Origin of the sequence: Legionella sp. W05-934-2 (assembly GCF_964199965.1) — a bacterium.
Classification (GTDB): Bacteria; Pseudomonadota; Gammaproteobacteria; order Legionellales; family Legionellaceae; genus JAFIFT01.
In genome coordinates this window covers 83,138-102,904 of the sequence record NZ_CAXMZT010000009.1, presented here as the reverse complement: position 1 = coordinate 102,904, position 19,767 = coordinate 83,138, and the positions used below count along the sequence as shown (strand labels likewise).

The window sequence follows — 19,767 nt, the reverse complement described above, 5'->3', positions numbered from 1 at the left end:
CTTTTTATTCGTAATAGTAGTTTCTTCGTAACTTCCCAGCTACCCCAATGTAAGAAAAGGGATATTTGAGGTAAAAATGTGTGTAAAAACCTTTCCATGAGCTTAGACTAGCTTGTTGCTCATGGATTGTGAAATTAAAATTCAGATAAACTCTAGGTAATTAGTTTAAAAAGACTTACCTATGAGAAACCCTGATTTAAATCCACAATAATTATCCTGTTGATTTTTTTCTCTTCTTTTTTCAGGTGTCAAAAATCCTAAAGTTAATGTTTTTGCTTTTGGTAAAGAGGTGGTTAGTGGTGCTGATTCTTCACTAGTAGTTCCTTTTTCTAATTCTTTTGATGTATCTGGTTTTTCTTCAATCTTAGGCGAAGTTTTCTTTAAGCAATTGGAGTTTACCCCATGGAAATTAGTTATCCCTCCTAGCTCATCAAAATTCCGTGCAAATCCATAGGTTTGAAAAAAGTAATTAAACACGTTATCTATCTCTACTTCTGGAGATATGATTGAATCTGCTAGAATATGTCCATTATGCGAATTGGCAAAATAAACTACAGCCGACTTGTCTTCTAAATTCATTGCCACCCACGCTCTCCATTCATTCATATCACCAGAATGATAGGCTCTGCTTGCAAGATGAATACGGCCTGTTACAGAGGTAATTAATTTTAATTCATTCCCTTCAGCTAATTTATAAGACTCGGTACATTTTGCTTTCAGCCTGTTAAAATCATCCTGATTACTCTCAGTCAATTCAATTTTATTAACAGTTCGACTGGTTTGATCCGCATAAAAAAGCACATCATTAACTAAAATAACCGCATTTCTATCCTCCAATAAGCTTTCTATGCAATCAAAGGGGAACTGGCTCGGATCAGTTATCATTTTAATAAGACCGCACCCACATTGCTCATTGGTTTGTAGTCCAAAACCTAAACCCCATGCCACATGGTTTCGATCCTGTTCTGATATGTTTGCCTCTATTGGCCAGTTCCCAGGCAAATAATCATTGTTCATGAAGACATTGGGTTGAAATGCATACTGTAGCTCTTCATCATTCATCCAGGCTACTATAAATTTGGCATAATCACTCGGCGTTGTATATAGACTATTTGCTGCCTGCGGAGATTTACTTTTATCCGTATGAAAACTGCTGTGCTTCATGTTTAAAGCTTTTTCCCCAAAGATGTGTTCTTGGGCAAGTGTTTCAAGATTTGAGTCAGTTAGTGCCTCGATGACTTCTTGCAAGTAAGCAATTCCAGGACCTGAATAGGCATACTTTGTGCCTGGGTCAAACTGAAATTCAATGAGCCCTTTGCTCCCATCATGCGTAATAGGTAACCCTGTCGTGTGGGATAATACCATCTCTGCGGTCAAAAGCTTGGCCTTATCTTCATCTTCTTTGTGGAATTTTTTTAGTATATCTGGAAAAACCTCATAGAGAGGAGTTTTTAAATTAAATTTGGCGTTAAATTGTCCTAGCCCAGGTTGGGCTTCATTCGCGTTATTTGCTGCTATTAATTGTAATACTAAATAGGCAAATACGGGTTTACTAAGCGATGCGGCTCCAAAAACTGTTTCAGGAGTTACTTCCATAGAGGGGCTTGAGTGAAGATGGTCTGTAATCGAGGTAATCTCACTTAATTGATCATCGGACAAGATATCTATTTGTTCGTCTTTAGCGAAACTTTCACGTAATTCTTCTAACTGATATTCATCCAGTTCAAGCTTATGAAGTTTATCCTTCGATTTGTTATAATAAAGCAAGCCTTCTTCGGTAAGGATGTAATACGATTTATAGAATTTGCTTTGCTCTTCTATCGTTTTAGCCACAGACATCTTCAATAACCCACATTGGGTTGAGCTGACAGTGCCTTTAACTAGTGGCGGAGAAATAATTCCTTCATGATTTACCGTGACAACTGATATGCCTGGGATACCGGATTTTTTCATCACCTCTTCCCATTTCATTTTTGATGCAGGAGCAGTTGCTTTTTGTTTCTTCTCTATAATTGGCTGAAATGCCAGATCGAGAAAGTGGTAAGCAACGTGCCCTCGTTCTTTATCGAATTTAAGGCGAAAATTTAGATTGTTTTCTGGTGAAAAAATATTCTTACCAACAGGAATAAGCTTATAACTTTGCCCGAATGATTGAAGCTTGAGTGACTCTCCTTCAAGTGTTATTTCATGAGGTCCATACTTGCCCGTATATTCCTGTAATTTTTCTTTACGTACGTCACGCGGATGATCCAAATCATTTAACCATGCAAGGTGTTTTTTGATCTGTTGCTCAGAGTCTAAATCTTGAACCAGTGCTTGATTGAATTTGATTATGGCGGTTTTATAATCACCATTTAATTCAGCGATTATTCCTTCCTGTTGCTCTTTCCAACCTGGCCTATCATAACATTCGATGCGTAGAATCAGTTCAGAAGTGTATTTAGGCTCCAATTCAATGGCCTTGAGCAATTGGATTTTTGCAGTGACATAATCACCTCGTGACTCAGCCAATAAGCCTTCATGTCGTTCTTTATAACCTGGTTTATCATATTGTGTATAATCATATTTGCCACAAAGGTAATCGAGACCTTTTGTTAAACCAACATGAGGGGTTACTATTTCTTTGACAAGAGATAAACCATTTTGGCTGTTAGCAAAATAACAAATTGCTGAACCAGTTTCAGGGTTTATTGCAACAAATGCCTTCGTTCCTGGTGTGTCTCCCCAATGGAATGCCAATGTTCCTTCCTTTGTTTTTTCTAAACCCCATCCTAATCCCCAAAATACAGATTGTACTATTTCTTGAAGAATCTCTTTCTTTCTTGCTAGTTCATCTTTTTCTGTTGAGACCAGCTCTTTCATTGCTGTCTTTCTCAGCGTTTGCTCTTTGAGTAATGCCATTACAAATTGTGCATAATCATATGCGGTAGTTTGTAGCGACCCAGCAGCAGTTGATTCGTCTCTATACGGTTGGGGCTGCATTAGTTCATTATGACGAGAAGCAAATTTTGTTCCTGGCTTAAAACGAGCACGTTCAAAGTGACTGTTTTTCATTCCAAGCGGTGTAAACACATACTCTTGTGCAAGCTTTTCAAGACTTTTACCCGCTTTTGCTTCAATTACTTTCTGTAAATAGTGATACCCTTCACCAGAATAATGGTATTTATCACCCGGTTTGAATTGGAACTCAAGTTGATTATTACCGGGCTCCCAGTTAGGCAATCCTGTTTGATGCGACAAAATCATTTGTGGCGTTAAAGACACTACTTTTTCTTTATCCTCACTCTTAAATCGTCCATATTCTATTTCAGGCAAGGATTGTGTCAGGAAGTCTGGTGGCAGTTGATCTTTTTCTATCAGTTTTAATACTAAATAAGCAAACAATGGTTTGCTCAATGAACACGCCTCAAATACAGTAGATTCATCAACACAATCTCCTGAATCCATATCAGAAATACCAAGAGCACCGTTCCAAGAAAGTGTTCCATCAGAAATAGTGGCAATGGATACTCCAGGAGTGTAGGCTTTTTTCATCAAGTCGTGCAACATCACTTTTTTTTCTGAATCAACGGTTGTTAAAAAGGGTTGTTCTTTTGCTCCGCCTGTTTTTTCATGATCTGTTTCTAGTTGAGATTTTGGTAAAGGATGTTTAAACAATAAGGGTTGATCACCATAGATAGAAAGGATTTCCACGAGATCTCTTTTGAAACTTATTTTAAACGATGGATCCTCTTCAGGCAGAAATTCGGTCTCTGATATTCGCACAAGCTTTGTTTCAATATTAAAACGCCTACATATCAAGCCGTCTTCTCTTAGGCAGACTTCTGCTTCATCATTATAATTTCCTACAAAAGTTTCCAATGGAGAGGTAAATTCTTTTTTTCCTGGAGAGGATGTTTGATGAACTGCATTCGACCATTCCAAACGCCTTAGCTCAATGGCCTTTTCAAAATAATGTCTCGCTTCTTCAAGTCTGCCCTCATCTTCAGAAATCTTACCTGCAATGGTTTCTTGCCATCCTGGCTCATCGCTTTGACTAAAACTCATATATTTAAAGAGCTCTTGCATTTCACCAATAGGAGGTAAATTAGGAGAGTTCAAAATTTGAGTTGCAATACTCATCCCATTTTCTGAGTTTGTAAAAAATACCGCACCTTTTTTTTCTGTAACATTTAGTGCAATAAAAGAGCGTGTATTAGGATTTGCACCCCATTGATAGGCAATGACTGCATCTTTATTTTTATAAAGATGCCAACCCAACCCACATGTATTCGCAATACTGTAAGCACTTTTTGGCTCAAATGCCTGTTTTATTATTGGATCATCCATACTATCCAACCAAGCACTCATAAATTTTGAAAAATCATTAGCCGTTGTAAGCAGTGATGCGGCAGAATGAAGTGGTGGCTCTATTTCTAATATGGGAGTCGATTTTTCCAGCTGGGTATGAACTACTACAATATTTTTGTCGTCTTCTGGTTGTGGCCGGAACGTAGAGCGACCCATTCTTAGAGGTTCAAAAACATATTCTTTAGCCAGTGTCTCTAAATTTTTACCCGTTTTTGTCTCAATGACTTTTTGTAAGTAAAGAAACGCTTCGCCTGAATACGAATATCCCGTACCTAGATCTGATTTAGGATCAAACGTTAGTGTAGAAGATAAATCTGGGCTCCAATTAGGTAAGCCTGTGGTATGTGATAATACATGTCGCGCTGTTAATTGTGTGGCTTTTTCAGGATATTCACCATGTACCTTGAATCGTTCATATTCCTCACCTTCTTGTTGCAGAATAGAAAGTAATGGCTCATCCAAATCGATTTGCTTATCTTTAACCAGCTGTAATACCAAATAAGTAAATACAATTTTACTCAGTGAAGAGGCTGGAAATCTCGTATTACCATCTACGGTATTTTCAGTACCTGTGGATTGACCATTTTTTTTGCCAAGAGCAAGAGAAGTTTTTACCAATTCGTGTTTGTGTTGTTCTTTGGATTCGACATAAGCATAACTTACAGCTGGAGTATGAGCAGAATCGATTATTTTTTGTAGTTGCCCCTTATTAAGTACAAAAGTTGTGAGTTCCTGGTGAAGCATTATTTTTTTATCATGCATGCTTTTTTGGTCTATGATGGCTTTTTTTGAGTCGGCTACCCGTTTGGCATCATCCTCATTTTCAGGCAAGATAATGGGTAATTGACTCACAGTATCCAGATAATTTTTAAGTGCTGTTGGTGGCTGTCCATGCTTGATGTATTCCTCAGAGATTAGCGAGTATGTCCAAAAATCTCTGAGATTAAAACTAAGCTCATCCCTATGTTCTTGGAGAATTTTATCCATTTTTTCAAAATCTCCATGCCGCGCATAGGCAAGCATTCGTTCTCCTACTGATAATTCTTGAGAGATTCTCAATAAATCGTTTGAATCGATCGTGACATCATGAATAACAGGCTCTAAACCAAGTTTCATGGCACATACATTGACTGCCCTAATGTTGGCCGGTGAAAAATAAGCATGAGTAAAATTAACAAACCCAGTCAAATCTACTTCTTTTCCAGAATGTAATGTATCAAATAACTCCTGCGTGTATTTTCCAGTATCGTGCTTAATCGCACTGCCTACTTTAAACTGCCAATCACCCTGTTCGTCTTTAAAAAACAGAATGTTTTCAAATCCCATGGCATCCAGGATAATATTGGTCTTTTGATAAAAATCACGATAATGATCTAAAAATTCAATCATGACTTCACGGAGCTTGGGATCGCTATCCAAACGTTGCAAAATGGCACCGATTCGTTCATCAATGATCGCATAATCATTAAGCTCAAAATCTACTCCAGCCTCGTCTTTTTGAATAAGCGCTTTATGTGCCTTATCGAACAAGTCCTGGTTATGCTCCATTAAGTAAATGTCAAGTTCCGCGGGTTCTATTTTAAAATCGAATTTTACTTTAGATTTGAAGCATTTCTCATAGGGTACGATTGATAACGCAGCACTTTGAGGCTCTTTTCCAGAAAGTTGTACATGACATGTAATGTGGTGTTCCCTGATGCATCGTTGTTTTCCATCTTTGTCAAAGCAATCGTATAAAACAGCATATTTTTTCTCTAACTCTTCAAGTTCCATAGGATTGGGATTTTGTTTCATTAATTTAATAACAAAAGGCGCATCTGGAAATCGATAAAGTACATGAGTCCCGCCTTCAGCGATATGCTCAGCTTTAGTTAAATCAATTGCACCAGATTCAGTCTTTGGTACTGAGTGAAAAAGATCGTGTTGTGCCCATTCACCTGAAATTTTTTTAACTGATAGAATTTGAGCGATTTCTGTATTGGATGTGGACATAAAAGGAAAACCAAAATAGAAGTGTTGCGCACATTTTAACCTAAAAAATTTGCGATCACATTGGGTGATGATTTTTTTACGGTTTTTTTACAGCTCAAATTGTTTTCTTATGATTTGTTCCTATGACTTTCTTGCTCATCACCTAAGAGGGTCGTCAAATTGATACCTTACCTATCAACGAGTTTGACTTGCTCCCACCAACAAGTTAACTCATTATTGCTGCATCAATAGCGCTAGATAGATCCAATTTGAACCCAAAATAATGCGTCACTTGGAAAAAATTGCAGAACTGTGTGCATCATGACCCATACAGGGTGTTATTAATCATCTCAAGAGTACCTACAATATTGACCGCTAGAATTCCACCAAACACATGCATTAAACCCTTTCCAGTTGCTCCTGGTTGCCCACCCGAAGATGCAGCGCGTGCAATCAATACCCACCCTCTTACAAAAGCAATCAGACCGATGACTTGAATAATAATAGTCAACGGCCTTCCAACGACACTTCCACTACCAAATAATGTATCAAGAGTCGAATTACCGCTGTTTACCGGTGCATATTGAAGAATATTTTGATAACCAAAAGTAGATTGCATGAATGTTGCAAAAGTCGTTGGAAAATAAATCAGCATTGTACCCACTAACAGATAGGTTATTGGTTCTTTAGCATTGGTACTACTCGATTGCATTGTTCGTTGTTCACCATATTGCTTTAAACAATAGATACCCTTAAATAAAAAGGCGCAACCGATAAGATAGGCTCCTCCGGTAATCAAGCGCTCTACAGGAAGCAAGTTATTTGCAATATTATTTAATACATCGACCTGACTCGATATCCAGCATGCCACTGTCCCGCCTGTACATGTACCAGCCATATAGAACCTCAACTATTTTCTTAGCTAAACCTAATTATTCGTGAGCGCGTTAATACCCATCACCCTTCCACCGAGTTAATTAATTTCACCCCATACCTTGCAATTTCTGTTTCTTCTCTTACAGTTAAGTTTAGAACAATTATGCCCATTTGTTTTGTACAACCAATGAGTACTACTCAACATCAATTTTTGATTTAAATTAAATCAAAATAATTAAAATATAACATTATTTGACAGGAATTTTGCAGATAACTTAATATTTGTGTATAATTATCTTACTTATTTATAAACTTTAATTTGGTATCCTTCATGAAAAAAGACAAAGAGAAAGAAAAACATCAGCCCATCCCTGAACCAACCACAGCAGGTGGAGCAAAAGAACAAACCTCTTCAGCTTCAATAACGTTACAACTATTGAACAAAGAAAAAGAAAAAATTAAAGAGATAGAAAAAAAAGAGTCTGCTGCTGAAGGAGCAAAATCACGCTGTCGGACTTGTTTTAAAGAAATAGCCCCTACCCGTCGTTGTTTCGGACATGGTGGTGGTGGAGGCGGTGGAGGTGATGGTGGTTCTGGTAAGACATCCGAGGAAACAGCAAGTCCTGGGGAAGATAAATCTCTAACTAAATCAGGCAAGGTATTAGAGACTACGCATGAATTGGGGGAGTTTGCTTCAATGGGAGATAGTGAAGCACTTGATTTAGAGTCTAGTTTTGACCCAGAAATAATTGCGGATTTGATCGCCAAAGGACTATTGCTGGTTGATAGTGATCGCGATTCAATGACCCTTACCATTAAATTGCTTTGTGAGCCTAATGCATTAACTGAAGAACAAAGAGAAGAATTAAAAAAATTCATGGAAGCGATTATAAAAGAATTTAATGAGTTTAAAGAAGAAAATCATCTTCCCGATGATTGTATGAAAATGATTCAAGATGAGAAAGGAAACATACTTTCTCTTCGTATTACCATGCCCACATTAGCCTTATACGATGCATTTAACCAACGGCTAGCAAATAATTTAGTGCCCATATCCAGTCCGAAAGCACAAGAAAAGGATGAAGTCACGAAAGATCAAAGTCATGCTCCAAATCCACTTTCGATGGAACCCAAGCATTCTAATAAAGATAAACCCACTAAACGAGAAGAAATTGAGCCTAATAAGGATATAGAACCTAAAAAGGCGGAGGAAGAGGAGCAAGAAATCTTTAACCCATCTCCCTTTAATATGAAACCTCGGTAAAATAAGTGCGAATAAAAATAATGTCTTACTTTTATTCGCATCTATTAAAAATTATATTTTAAAAATGTAACCTCTCCAGCAAAAATGGGAACAGTGAAGGTGTTATACAAAAGATCATCGGCTCAAGTGTTGCCAAAAAATATCTTAAAAGTAAGTTAAATTTAAGTAAAAATAAAAGAACATAAACATATACAAACCATGCAAAATCGATTCTTTCTCTTTTAGATAAGAATAAAGAAAAATTAACCAGGGCACTTGAACACTATTCAACAATGGCAGACAAAATTTTCAAAGGGAAAAATGCCTTTTGTCATTACTCATGGTGATGCTCACCACTATAATGTTTTGCAAACTCCATATGAAGTATGGTTAGTTGATTGGGATGGATTAAAAATCGCGCCTATTGAGCGCGATCTTTGGCACTATCAAGAGGTGCCTCTTGTTGATGAATATTGCAAACTAAATCCTCATTATAAAATCAATCATAACTTATGTGAGTTTTATAAACTTCAGCGTTTTTTTGAAGACAGCCGCTATTATCTTGAACAAGTCTTGCTAGGGAAGAATTCAACCCAAGAGCAATCAGAACAAGACAAAAAATGCTTTGTAACCCATTGGGGATGGTCTGTATGTCTAACCCATCTCCAATGAAAAAGACGCAGATTTTATGGACTTACTTGTTCTTAACTTTTTATTAATTGGGTTTGAATAATACTTGGCAATAGAATGTCCTAACAAGCCAGAAAGCGCCAATATAGTGAAGTACTCGAGTCCAATATAAATGGCTGATTGCTTGGAGTAATAAAATGTATTGCCTATAAACATCACAACAAACATATGGGTAAGATACACTTCATAACTATTTCTACCAAACCATCTGATTAAGGATGTTAATTGACCTCCATAACGACTATCCCTTGTAAGCAGCTCTTGAGTAGTAGCGATGATAATTAAAGCAATACCTATCTCTAAAAATGTCACATTTAAACCTGCTGGAGTCAATCCTATGTCAAAAACTTGCTTTCTGAAGAAAAACACAAACATAAATAACAATAAGCCTGTTGTGAAAAAGAATAAAATTAATGGTCGATTCAGTTTGATTTGTTTAGCTAACATGGCTGCTAGGCAGCCAATTGCAATGCCATCCATACAGGACAGATACGAGTGATCGCTCCAGATTTCATTGTGGCTAAACACTGTTCGAGCAAATGGCCCTAATATAATTAAAATGAGCATGAACACTATCAATTGATATTTATTTTTTAAAAAGATACATAATAAGGGGAAAAACATATAAAAAATTTCTTCAATGGATAAAGACCAAAGCACGTCCCAATTACCTGGTAAATAGCCAGTTTTGGCCTCTAGCCAATTAATATTAAATGTAAACGCAGAAAATAATGCTTTTCCCAGCGTGGTGGTGTGTAGGATAAATCCATTTATTTTTATTAGATCAAGCAGGCTCAAAACAATTAAAAGCGCCACTAGGCAGGGCATAATTCGGGCGAAACGCATCAAATAAAATTGCTTGCATTGGATATTCTGAAGATCGCCCCATTTTTTAATGGTTGATGTCGTAATCAAAAATCCAGAAACAACAAAAAAAGCCATCACACCATAATACCCACTCCTGAATAGGATATTCACTAATCTCTGAGGAAGAATACTCTGCCCAAACGGTAAGTGAATGTAGCAGTGCAACAGGATAACTGAAAAAACAGACAAACCTCTTATTAAATCAATTCCATCGTTACGAATAGTATTTGTTTGGTTTATTTCGTTATACATGGCCTGTCACATCTAATAATGCTTCAAAACCAGTTACAATTTGATCTGCATTTTGAAGCCATTGATTTTCATGTGTAGTGGCTAGCGCTACTACGTGCATTCCCGCATTTTTAGCGGCAGTTATGCCATGTGGTGAATCCTCAATAACCAAACATTTATTAGTTGGAACCCCAAGTCGCTTGGCGGTTAATAGATATCCCTCTGGGGAGGGTTTTCCAGATTGAACGTCTTCAGCAGTAACAATGGTATCGAAATGCTGACGGAGGTTTAGTTTATCGAGAGCTGTCGAAATTTCTATTTTGGTTGAGCCTGTACATATGGCAATTTTTTGGTCATTTTGAAGGGCGTTGTAAATATATTGATCTACACTTGTGATAATGGGTAATTTATTACAAGCATCTATGATACGGGTATACACGTCGATTTTTTCATTGATAAGCAAAGCAATAGCGCCTGCTGAAAATACACATCCCTTATCTTTCAATAATAAGGGAAACATTTCTTTGTCAGATAGTCCAATGTATTTTTTTGCATATTCTTTGTAGCTTAGTATTATCCCGATTTTTTTTAATACATTAGTAACTGCTTCATAATGCAGCGGCTCGCTATCTAAAATAACACCGTCAAAGTCAAAAATAATCGCTTCAAACATAAAGGTTTTCCCGTGGTTTAATTGCTAAATATATCATATTGTACTAAAGGTCACATGAGCATGGAATGCGTGATAAAGTGAAATTCATAGCTACCCCAAAGGATAAACAGCAAGCAAATTGCGTACACTATCCAAATCCATCAAGTAATGTTACTTCAGGGCTTCTTTTGTCTCCACCACCGCCGCCACCATGTCCAGAACAAAGACGTTTAGGTGCGATTTCTTTAAAACAAACCTTACAGCGTACTTTTGCTGTTTCATCAGCAGATTCTTTTTTTCTGCTTCTTTATTTTTTTCTTTTTCTTTGGTTAATAGTTGTAACGTTAGTGTAACTGAAGAGACTTTTGGTTCATCTGCTGTGGTTGATTCAGGGACGTGCCGATGTTTTTCTTTGTCTTTTTTCATGAAGAGAACCAATTTCAAATCTGTAATAATAGAGAAATTATATGTGAAATTTTTTTGATGGAATTTTTACTTTATTTTACGAAATAACCTGTAATACTATAATAAAGCTCTCTAAAACACTGTGACACGTTATGTTCTACTTTATTATCACCATACCTTTTTTATTAGTTATCTCAAAACTCCTATTAACCAATATACTTGTTCCCCATTTCAAAAAAAAAGAGCAAAAAAAACAGTTAAGTCAGAGGGCTGATTGGTCAAATATAGAGAAAAAGACACGTATTTTGGAGGAACTTTACAAAAAAGTTCATGCGAAATCCTCATCGATAAGGTATCGATTATTGCATTTGATTCAAAATAAAGAGTTTATTTATGGAGAAATCGATTTTTTGTCGTTTTATACCATTCTTGAACGAACCTTTCCTTCTACGAAAGATGTCTTTTATGACTTAGGTTCGGGGTCAGGAAAAGCAGTATTGAGTGCCATATTATTTTTTAATGTTAACAAATCTATTGGTATTGAGTTGTTACCTCCTCTGTATGAACAATCGAATACACAGCTTGAAAAGGCAATTCAACAATTTCAAAAACATGATGATGAGAAAGAATACCTACCTCAAATGGAGCACGTTCAATTTTTCAACGACAGTTTTTCGCATTATGATTTTGGGGATGCCGATATCATCTACGTAGCAGCCACTTGCCTAAGTGATCCCACCTGGAATGAATTAATTTCAAAGATGGCTGGTCTAAAACCAGGTAGCCGAATTATTGTCACCACTCGAATGATACATCACGAACAATTTGAATCCATTTATCAGGGTGTAGAGTTAATGAGTTGGGGACTATGTCCAGTTAGAATATATAAAATCAAACACTAAACCGTTTGGCTGAATACAGCCCATAGGAAGTATAACTGAGAATGAGTACTCCATAAACCAAAGCCATTCCTGGTACAGCGAAATTACCACCTCGCATAAAAAAGAATAGCACCAAGGTAGGAGTTGCAGCTACAACCAACAGACGGCATGAGGCTTTAAATGGGAGTTTAAAGCCGAAAAAAATATCAGAGTACAGCTGCACCAATGCGGACATTAGGAGTAAAATAACCCCAAAAACACCAAAATAAAATAAAGTCACGCCGGGAAAGACAAGGATTTGCATCAGCGTATTTAATCTGGAAATCCCAGAGGAATGAAGCCACTCAGTGCCAGAGAATAACCCATTAAGCCCTTTGTCAAAAGTGCGGGTATAAATAGGGTTGCCAATGGCATTTTTAACCAAACCTAAAAACTGCTTATAACTAGGTGGTCTGAAGTCAATTTTATTTTTGGTAATTAAAATCGTAAGTTGAGGGTATGCCTGATTCATTTCAGACACGGTTCCTGTCGTGTCTATTATTGAGACCACTTCTCCTTTGTTGTTTTTTATTAAATAGGGCATGGGTTGATTGTAAGTGATCTCACCATTTTGTATAGTCAGTAAAGGAAGCACTTGGATGGGGAATAGAATTTCCTCCTGAAAAAAATGATTGAATGCTACGATCACCCGCCCAGATAAAGGAATGGCTCCCAAAATAATGAGGAATAAAAGGTACCCAATCCCCAAACCGTGCCAACGCTTCACTACATCAGCATATAAAACAGAAGAATAGAACGAAGCGTAAAGGGCTTTACTAAATTGTGATATAGCAGAAAACCAACGATATAATCTATCGTACATTAGTACCTCTTCGGGGATATTATCATTAGGTGGATTTTCTCGAATAACCAAATCAAGATGTGATATTTATTTCCTAGAAATTGAAGTGTCAACTTTTTTCTCCTACAGGAACATTTCGAGATCGTAAGTACAAATACAGCGTGGTTTTGGAAATATCCAACTGTTCAGCAATTTTTTTAACAGGGATGGTTCCATTTTTATAAAGAGCTTCAGCAATAGTCGCTTTAAAATCAAGATGTGTTTCCGGGACGAGAAAATAAAGCATGTACATATTTCAATAACTCCTAAAATTTAAAAATAAAGCAATTCGTATATTACGCATTAGAGTCAATCTATTCCCGAACAAATAGTTTGCAAAATTTTCTCACCATGATTTCGTATCAAAGAATGGTGCCCCTCATGTTCAAATAATTTCAACTGAGCATTAGGTATTAAATTTGCAAAAATAGTTCCATGAGACGCCGGTACTTGTTTATCTAAAGCCCCCTGCCAAATGGATATCGGATACTTGATGTTTTCCAAATCAAATCCCCATGGCTTTAAAAGTAACTTCATTTCTTGAGAAGCTCCACCGACTCCATTTCTAAAGGCTTCAAGGGTTGCGCCAATAATTGCTTTGCTATTAGCAGGGTCATGAAAAACGTTTTGGTCGATTTCCGGCAGTTGTTTGAGCATCTGCTTCATCATACTACTGGAATTCTTAAGCATCATGGCGGTTAACTTCATCATTACTAACGCAAGCCATGGCATGGCTTTGATCATATGATTAGCTATCCGTTGTCCCCACGCCAAACAGACTTGTGACTCAGGATTCTCAAAAGGCGCCATTCCTGAAACAATGGCAGCACCGTTTAGTCTGTGAGGTATCATATAGGCACATGCAGCAACAAAGGGTGCTCCACCCGAGTGCCCTAGGATTGAAAATTTCTCAATACCTAAAGAATCTGCAAAAGCCTCAACATCCGCCACCCATGAAGTAATGCTTCGTTTTATATCAATGGAAGATAATCCCATGCCTGGCCTATCAATACCAATCAGTCGATATCGATTAGAAGCGGCTATATCATGAAGATGACCTGCTTCAAGTCTGCTCCCAGGAAAACCATGGAAATAGAAAATGGGTTGACCATTAGTATCACCATATTCCGCGAAGCCTAGCTGTCTACCATCGTTTAATTTAATGGACAAATTATCATTGGCTATCTTATTGCTCATGATTGTACACCAGTAAATCTTGGGAAAATAATCCCGCCATGATAACACATGGCAGGTTCTCACTATTAAGAGAGTTTACGTTCAGCAAATACCCCCATTGCTTCAATTAAATATTCAACCAAGTTTGGATGATATTTATTATAAAACTCTCGATAATCAGGATGATCTAGGTACATTTGAGCCAGTCCCATGTAACTCTCTTTTGTTGGAGTCCAAAAATTTTTTACCCAGGAATAATGCCTTTGAATTAAAGCCTGAACTTCTATATCAGCTGGTTTAAGATGATTGCTCATCGCCTTAGCAAGCTCTTGATTTAACTGTTCGCCTTCTTGCTTAAATTGTTCCCAATTATCTTTCTTCCAATGCCGTACATTGTTCCAACTGTCATCAATTTGCTGTTGAGTAATTATACCGGTATTAACCATGTATTTTTCATGTTCTTGTTGTTTGTTTGGATCAAAGCCATCATACATTTCTGCGTCACGCATGATTAATTTACCTCTTAGATGTGAAATGGTTTTATCAATCGTCTTGATGAGTGTTTCGGTTCGCTCAAGACTGGATTGAAGAATGGATTTATGAGTATTCAAGGCTTCAATTTTATTGAAGTCATCGCTACTGATAATCCGCTGTATGTCACTGAGAGGAAAACCCAATTCACGGAAAAAACAAAATTTGCTGAAGCATCAAAAGTTGCTCTTCTTCATAATAACGATATTGGTTCTCGCCATAGAAGGCAGGCTTTAATAAACCAATCTCGTCATAAAAACGAAGAGTGCGTGAGCTTACACCTGACAATTTCGCTAATTTATTTACCGTGTAAGACATTTTAAGTTCCTCTAACTGACCAAATACACGATAAGGGATTACGTAACGTTAAGGTCAATAGGTAAAATCAATTTTTTAAAATCTTGTTAAAGCGATCATTGTGATCGCTTCGGAACAAGTCGATCTAAACTACGAATACTTTGCAGCTGCTTGGATAAAGACCGCTTGCTTGGCATCAATCCCATCTGGCATTGCTTTGTTGTATCCGCCTGTTGGATGAAATTAATTAAATCCATTGTTATTGCCGTACTACCAAGCCCATCTGCTTCACTTTTATCCACATGGTTCACGATCGCAGTAATCACCACATCATTGCATTTAAGCCAAGACATATGAGAAATAAATCCAAATGTGCCACCATCATGTCCCCAAATTTCACCCGATGGTAAATTAAATCTAATCACACCTAAACCATAACCCACTTTGTCGCTTTCGAACGGCAAGGGTTGTCCATTTTCTACATCAACAAGGCTGAGTAATTCTTGCCGCTGATTCGCGGATAATAGGTTATCGTCAGTCAATAAATGCCTTAGCCAAATGGCTATATCATGTGATGTTGAAACAATAGCTCCAGCCGCATTTGCCCATGACATATTTTGACTTGTAATATCTTTTGGTTCATCAGGAAACAATCCTATTGATGAATAACCATGTGCCATGCGTTGCAGCATGTCGTCATTATAGGCGCCTGCATAATAATAAGTATTGGAAAGATGTAATGGTTGCAATAAACGAGTATTAATCTCCTCTTCAATGGATTTGCCAGTCACAGCCTGTACTACCATTCCAGCTAAAATATAGTTTGTGTTTGAATAGCTCCAACCCAACCCAGGAAAGAAGTTAAATTCTTTATTTTTTACAAAGCTGATTAACTCATCTGAGGAAAATTGCATTTTGAAATCACTAGTCATCAGTGCGGTCCATAACTCAACCACTTCAGTATAATTAAAAATACCACTGGTGTGATTCAGTAATTGTTGAATTGTAACGTCTTGCCAGGCCTCGGGAATATTTTTTAAATAATTGCCAATCGGGTCGTATATGGATAACCGCCCCTCTGCTTCAAGTTGTAAAATAACTGCGGAGATAAACGATTTTGTTTCACTGCCAATTTGAAATAAATGTTCGGGCCTAATCGGAACGTCACCATTTAACGTTGTTGTGCCACTAACAAAATCGCGTGGTGAATCTTCACCAGGGCAGCTAATACTCACTTCAATGCCTGGTATATGATATTTTACTCGTTCTTCATCAATAATTTTTTGAATGCCTTCATTAATATTCTGTCCACATCCGGCATAAGAAACATCAACGCCTAAAACAGCTGTTAAACATATCAAAAAAACTCCAAATTTGTTTCGTAGGTTATCTCGCATTATTACCTCTGTTGTGGCTGGGTTAATATTTAATTTGAAAAATGATCGTTTGGATCGCTAGGTGCATCTGCTTCACTTTTCTTAAATCTCGCCGTATTTTGTTTCATCTCGACGACATGGCGATTACTTGGTGATAGATGTGCGTTTAATTCTTGCAACACATCACCTATAATTCCTTTCTGTGGCTTCTCAAATCGATAATACAACCAGCCCTTACGTTCTAACCACAAACAGGTTTTATCAAAAAGCCAAATACCAATTATAAGCAAAGCAAAATAATATATAATTTTCACTAGACCACCTTATGTTTTAAAAATTACTAACAACTTAATGGCATCCATGCCTTATTAAAGTGACACTTTTATGGAAGAGTAATAAAATCTTTCGAAGTCTTAGCAAACATAATACACCTCATCTTTTTAATGCTAGTAAGCAAAATTTATCGAGAATTCATTTCAAGTGCCTGGCTAATCCAGCTTGCAGCTTGTGGATTAAACAACAACTTAATATGAACCCGGTTCATCATTTCCTGAGGTGTTGGTATCGTTTTTAGTGACTTAATTTCTTCGTCCTGCCTTGCAGTTTCTTGCCATAAGAGTATTCCATTAAGGAAATCCTTAGAACCAACGGAAAAATAATCATCAAGTATAGTCCGCCATTCTTTAGCCAATTCTTTTCCAATCTTTCCATTGGGATCCGCAGCAAGACTGTTTACAATTTTATCATAAAGTCCATTCCATCGTTTCAGCCAATACGCTAATGTCGCTCTTCCTATCCAGTTGGCCCCTTCTGGGGTAATCTCAAGTTGCGTCACCTTTCCTGATTTAATACTTTCAAGAAAACTTGAACTGAGTTTCACGTTTTGCGTAAAAAATTGTTTCATTTTTTTGGCCAAATCATGACTAAAAAGAACCACTCTTTCCCCATCTGGCCCCTCAGGATCACCTACAAGTTTTTGATTAATTTCATCAATCATGGCATCCCTTTGAGCAAATTCTTCAGGGAATTGCTCATAAAGAAATAAATATTCTTCAAATTGAGATTCTGATAATGTTTTACCAGCCCATGAATCTTTTAATTTTTCTCTCAGATTGTCTGTCATATTGAACCCCTCAATTAATAGTAATAAATCATTCCAATCAGGAGACTTAGATGGAGCAAGACGTTTAAGAATTCCATCCAGCACATTATGTACTTGCTGCAAATGATCAGATTGTTTTTTAATCACTTGTTGCTGTGCTTGAAGATGCGCATAGATATTGTTATGTTTTTGCAGAATATTTTTTATAATACTTAAATTAAAACCAAAGTACTTTAAGGCAACAATCTGCTGCAACTTAGCCAAATCTGGTGCTGTATAACAACGATAACCATTAGACTCACGATAAGACGGCTCTAATAATCCAATTTTATCGTAATGTCTTAACATACGAATTGATGTTTTGGTTAACTCGCTGATTTCTTTTATATGCCATACTTTCATTTAATTCTCCTGTCATTATCAAGGATAGGGGATGACATAATGTCAGGGTCAATAGTAAATTTAAAAATTTTCTTAAAATTTGTAGTTGTTGAATATACACCAATGTTGACTAAAAATAGTCCAAAACCATGGTTTCCTCGGGAATAATATCATGCAACAGTTTAAAATATCATTTATTGAACAAATTTCTGACTTAGGGATCAATTCTTTAATGGGTTCAATATGAGGGTTCACTATTTCATGAAAGGGCCAGGGTAAAGGCTTACCGTAGAAATACTGTATTATTTATGACCTTCGTGGTGGTATCATTTTCTAAATAATACTAAATTGCTAAACGAGTTCAGGAGCTAACAACATGAGTCAATATAAACGTATTTTCATTATTGGTCATCCAGGTGCTGGCAAAGCTTTAGTCGCAAAAACTGTGGCAGAAAAACTAGGTTGGCAGTTTATCGATGCTGATCTGGGACTAGAGTTTCGAATGGGACGCACCTTAACTGAAATTTTAGGAAAACAAGGTGAAAATAGCTTCTATGCTTGTCAATCTGAACTATTAGCTACTCTAATGAATCAAGAACACATTGTTGTAACTACTGATGCCAGCATTGTGTGCAGCGAACAGAATCGCCAATTACTATCAACAGAATGTGTTGTGAATTTGAAAGTGAGCACACCAGTCCAGATCGAGCGCAATGCTCGTCAACCTTCCCCTCTGTTACTGAATACTGAACTCCAGTCATTTCTAGACCGACTTCATCAGGAACGCGACGGTTTGTATGACCAAGTGGCAAGTTTAACTATTAGCAGTGACGACAATGCCCTTGAAAAGCATGTGCTCCGCATTCTCAACACAGTATTAGAAATTAAAGACAGGAAATCTTTTATTAACCCATTAAAATTAAATAAAAAAGACTTAACCATTTTTCATAAAACCGAGCATGTTCCAGTACAGCTAACCGATCAACAAGCTGCCTGTCTTAAATTACTGGCTCAAGGAAAAGCCGCAAAAGAAATTGCACGTACAATGAATATTTCGTATAGAACAGTAGAAGATTATCTTGCTAAAACAATGGAGTTACTGGGATGTACCTCAAGCAAAGAGTTAATAGCTTTATATCATGATCAACCCTGATAGAGAAACTAAGGTCTAAACGAAAAGTTACAATGGCTTATAGAGCAAAGAATTTAATGTATCATAATAGATAGCAACACAACATCTGGAGAATATTAAAATGAGTAAATACAATCGCATTTTTATCGTTGGTCATTCAGGAGCAGGCAAAGGCGTTCTAGCCCAAGCACTTGCAAAAAGAATGAGCTGGCAATTCATTGATGCTGATTTTGCCTTGGCTCCTTCAATAGGTCGACCCGTAATGGAAATCATTGGAAAACAAGGTGAAGACGCCTTCCATCAATGCTTATCAGATATTTTGTCTTATCAAAAAACCAAAGAAAATATAGTGGTAACGACCGATGATAGTATCATCTGTCATCAAAAAAACCAGGAATTATTATCTTCTGAATTTGTGGTCTATTTGAAAGTGAGTCTCGATGTGCAATTGGATAGAATTGCTCATAATCGTCCACTACTACCTACGACCGACTACAAAGCATTTCTAAATAAACTTCGCCAGGAACGCGATGATTTATATGAGCAAGTAGCCAGTTTTTCGCTCAGCTCTGATGACGGAGCTATCGAAGAACATGTATCAAGCATTATTAATGCTATTGGAAAATAAATACGACACTTTACTTTCTTGGTCAGGTAAAAATAAGAACTATTCGGTGCTTAAGGGAACCTACTTGGCTTCCCTAGTACATCAATATGCTATCATTA

Annotated in this window: 16 protein-coding genes and 1 pseudogene; 5 read left to right on the top strand and 12 right to left on the bottom strand. The window is 37.0% G+C overall.

Annotation, left to right across the window (positions count from 1 at the left end; all coding sequences use genetic code 11):
- Window positions 1-165: 165 nt before the first annotated feature.
- Both AB3348_RS11200 and AB3348_RS11195 read right to left on the bottom strand, forming a co-directional pair.
- Window positions 166-6,342, bottom strand: a complete 6,177-nt coding sequence (locus AB3348_RS11200) for a serine hydrolase domain-containing protein (protein WP_367607695.1) — start codon at window positions 6,340-6,342, stop codon at window positions 166-168.
- A gap of 298 nt (window positions 6,343-6,640) precedes the next feature.
- Window positions 6,641-7,219: a hypothetical protein gene (locus tag AB3348_RS11195; RefSeq protein ID WP_045096630.1), complete on the bottom strand. Its 579-nt coding sequence runs from the start codon at window positions 7,217-7,219 to the stop codon at window positions 6,641-6,643.
- Window positions 7,220-7,528: 309 nt separating this feature from the next.
- Between AB3348_RS11195 and AB3348_RS11190 the strand changes: the two genes are divergently transcribed.
- Both AB3348_RS11190 and AB3348_RS11185 read left to right on the top strand, forming a co-directional pair.
- On the top strand, window positions 7,529-8,461 hold the full coding sequence (locus AB3348_RS11190) for a hypothetical protein (RefSeq protein ID WP_045096631.1): 933 nt from the start codon (window positions 7,529-7,531) through the stop codon (window positions 8,459-8,461).
- Window positions 8,462-8,761: 300 nt separating this feature from the next.
- Entirely contained in the window at window positions 8,762-9,112 is a 351-nt protein-coding gene (locus tag AB3348_RS11185; RefSeq protein WP_052673968.1) for a phosphotransferase, read from the top strand.
- Here AB3348_RS11185 and AB3348_RS11180 read toward each other — a convergent pair.
- From AB3348_RS11180 to AB3348_RS11170, 3 genes are all read right to left on the bottom strand, one after another.
- Complete coding sequence (locus tag AB3348_RS11180) at window positions 9,095-10,249, bottom strand: acyltransferase (RefSeq protein WP_045096632.1); 1,155 nt, start codon at window positions 10,247-10,249, stop codon at window positions 9,095-9,097. The two genes, AB3348_RS11185 and AB3348_RS11180, sit on opposite strands and share 18 nt — an antisense overlap.
- Window positions 10,242-10,901 carry an HAD family phosphatase gene (locus AB3348_RS11175; protein WP_045096633.1) on the bottom strand — a complete coding sequence of 220 codons (660 nt, stop codon included), beginning with the start codon at window positions 10,899-10,901 and terminating at the stop codon, window positions 10,242-10,244. Before AB3348_RS11175 ends, AB3348_RS11180 begins: the two co-directional genes overlap by 8 nt.
- 150 nt (window positions 10,902-11,051) lie before the next feature.
- Window positions 11,052-11,306: a hypothetical protein gene (locus tag AB3348_RS11170; protein WP_045096634.1), complete on the bottom strand. Its 255-nt coding sequence runs from the start codon at window positions 11,304-11,306 to the stop codon at window positions 11,052-11,054.
- A gap of 131 nt (window positions 11,307-11,437) precedes the next feature.
- Here AB3348_RS11170 and AB3348_RS11165 point away from each other — a divergent pair, with 131 nt between their 5' ends.
- Entirely contained in the window at window positions 11,438-12,187 is a 750-nt protein-coding gene (locus tag AB3348_RS11165; RefSeq protein ID WP_045096635.1) for a hypothetical protein, read from the top strand.
- On the opposite strand, the gene AB3348_RS11160 is transcribed toward AB3348_RS11165, so the two are convergent.
- The 7 genes and pseudogenes from AB3348_RS11160 to AB3348_RS11130 form a co-directional block, all read right to left on the bottom strand.
- Window positions 12,177-13,028, bottom strand: coding sequence for a DUF1189 family protein (locus AB3348_RS11160; RefSeq protein ID WP_367607694.1), 852 nt, complete (start codon window positions 13,026-13,028; stop codon window positions 12,177-12,179). The two genes, AB3348_RS11165 and AB3348_RS11160, sit on opposite strands and share 11 nt — an antisense overlap.
- A gap of 88 nt (window positions 13,029-13,116) precedes the next feature.
- On the bottom strand, window positions 13,117-13,299 hold the full coding sequence (locus AB3348_RS11155; protein WP_045096637.1) for a helix-turn-helix domain-containing protein: 183 nt from the start codon (window positions 13,297-13,299) through the stop codon (window positions 13,117-13,119).
- A 56-nt stretch (window positions 13,300-13,355) separates the two neighbouring features.
- On the bottom strand, window positions 13,356-14,243 hold the full coding sequence (locus AB3348_RS11150) for an alpha/beta fold hydrolase (protein ID WP_045096638.1): 888 nt from the start codon (window positions 14,241-14,243) through the stop codon (window positions 13,356-13,358).
- A 65-nt stretch (window positions 14,244-14,308) separates the two neighbouring features.
- Window positions 14,309-15,071, bottom strand: a pseudogene (locus AB3348_RS11145) (MerR family transcriptional regulator).
- Between the two features lie 95 nt (window positions 15,072-15,166).
- The gene (locus AB3348_RS11140) at window positions 15,167-16,411 is read right to left on the bottom strand and encodes a serine hydrolase (RefSeq protein WP_172653475.1); all 1,245 of its coding nucleotides are present in this window, start codon (window positions 16,409-16,411) and stop codon (window positions 15,167-15,169) included.
- A gap of 65 nt (window positions 16,412-16,476) precedes the next feature.
- The gene (locus AB3348_RS11135; RefSeq protein WP_045096639.1) at window positions 16,477-16,740 is read right to left on the bottom strand and encodes a hypothetical protein; all 264 of its coding nucleotides are present in this window, start codon (window positions 16,738-16,740) and stop codon (window positions 16,477-16,479) included.
- 146 nt (window positions 16,741-16,886) lie between these two features.
- A complete protein-coding gene (locus tag AB3348_RS11130; RefSeq protein ID WP_045096640.1) occupies window positions 16,887-17,930 on the bottom strand; it encodes a MerR family transcriptional regulator in 1,044 nt (347 codons plus the stop codon).
- 355 nt (window positions 17,931-18,285) lie between these two features.
- On the opposite strand from AB3348_RS11130, the gene AB3348_RS11125 reads away from it, so the two are divergent.
- Window positions 18,286-19,062, top strand: a complete 777-nt coding sequence (locus AB3348_RS11125; RefSeq protein WP_367607693.1) for a shikimate kinase — start codon at window positions 18,286-18,288, stop codon at window positions 19,060-19,062.
- A gap of 100 nt (window positions 19,063-19,162) precedes the next feature.
- A complete protein-coding gene (locus tag AB3348_RS11120) occupies window positions 19,163-19,669 on the top strand; it encodes a shikimate kinase (protein WP_367607692.1) in 507 nt (168 codons plus the stop codon).
- Window positions 19,670-19,767: the final 98 nt, after the last annotated feature.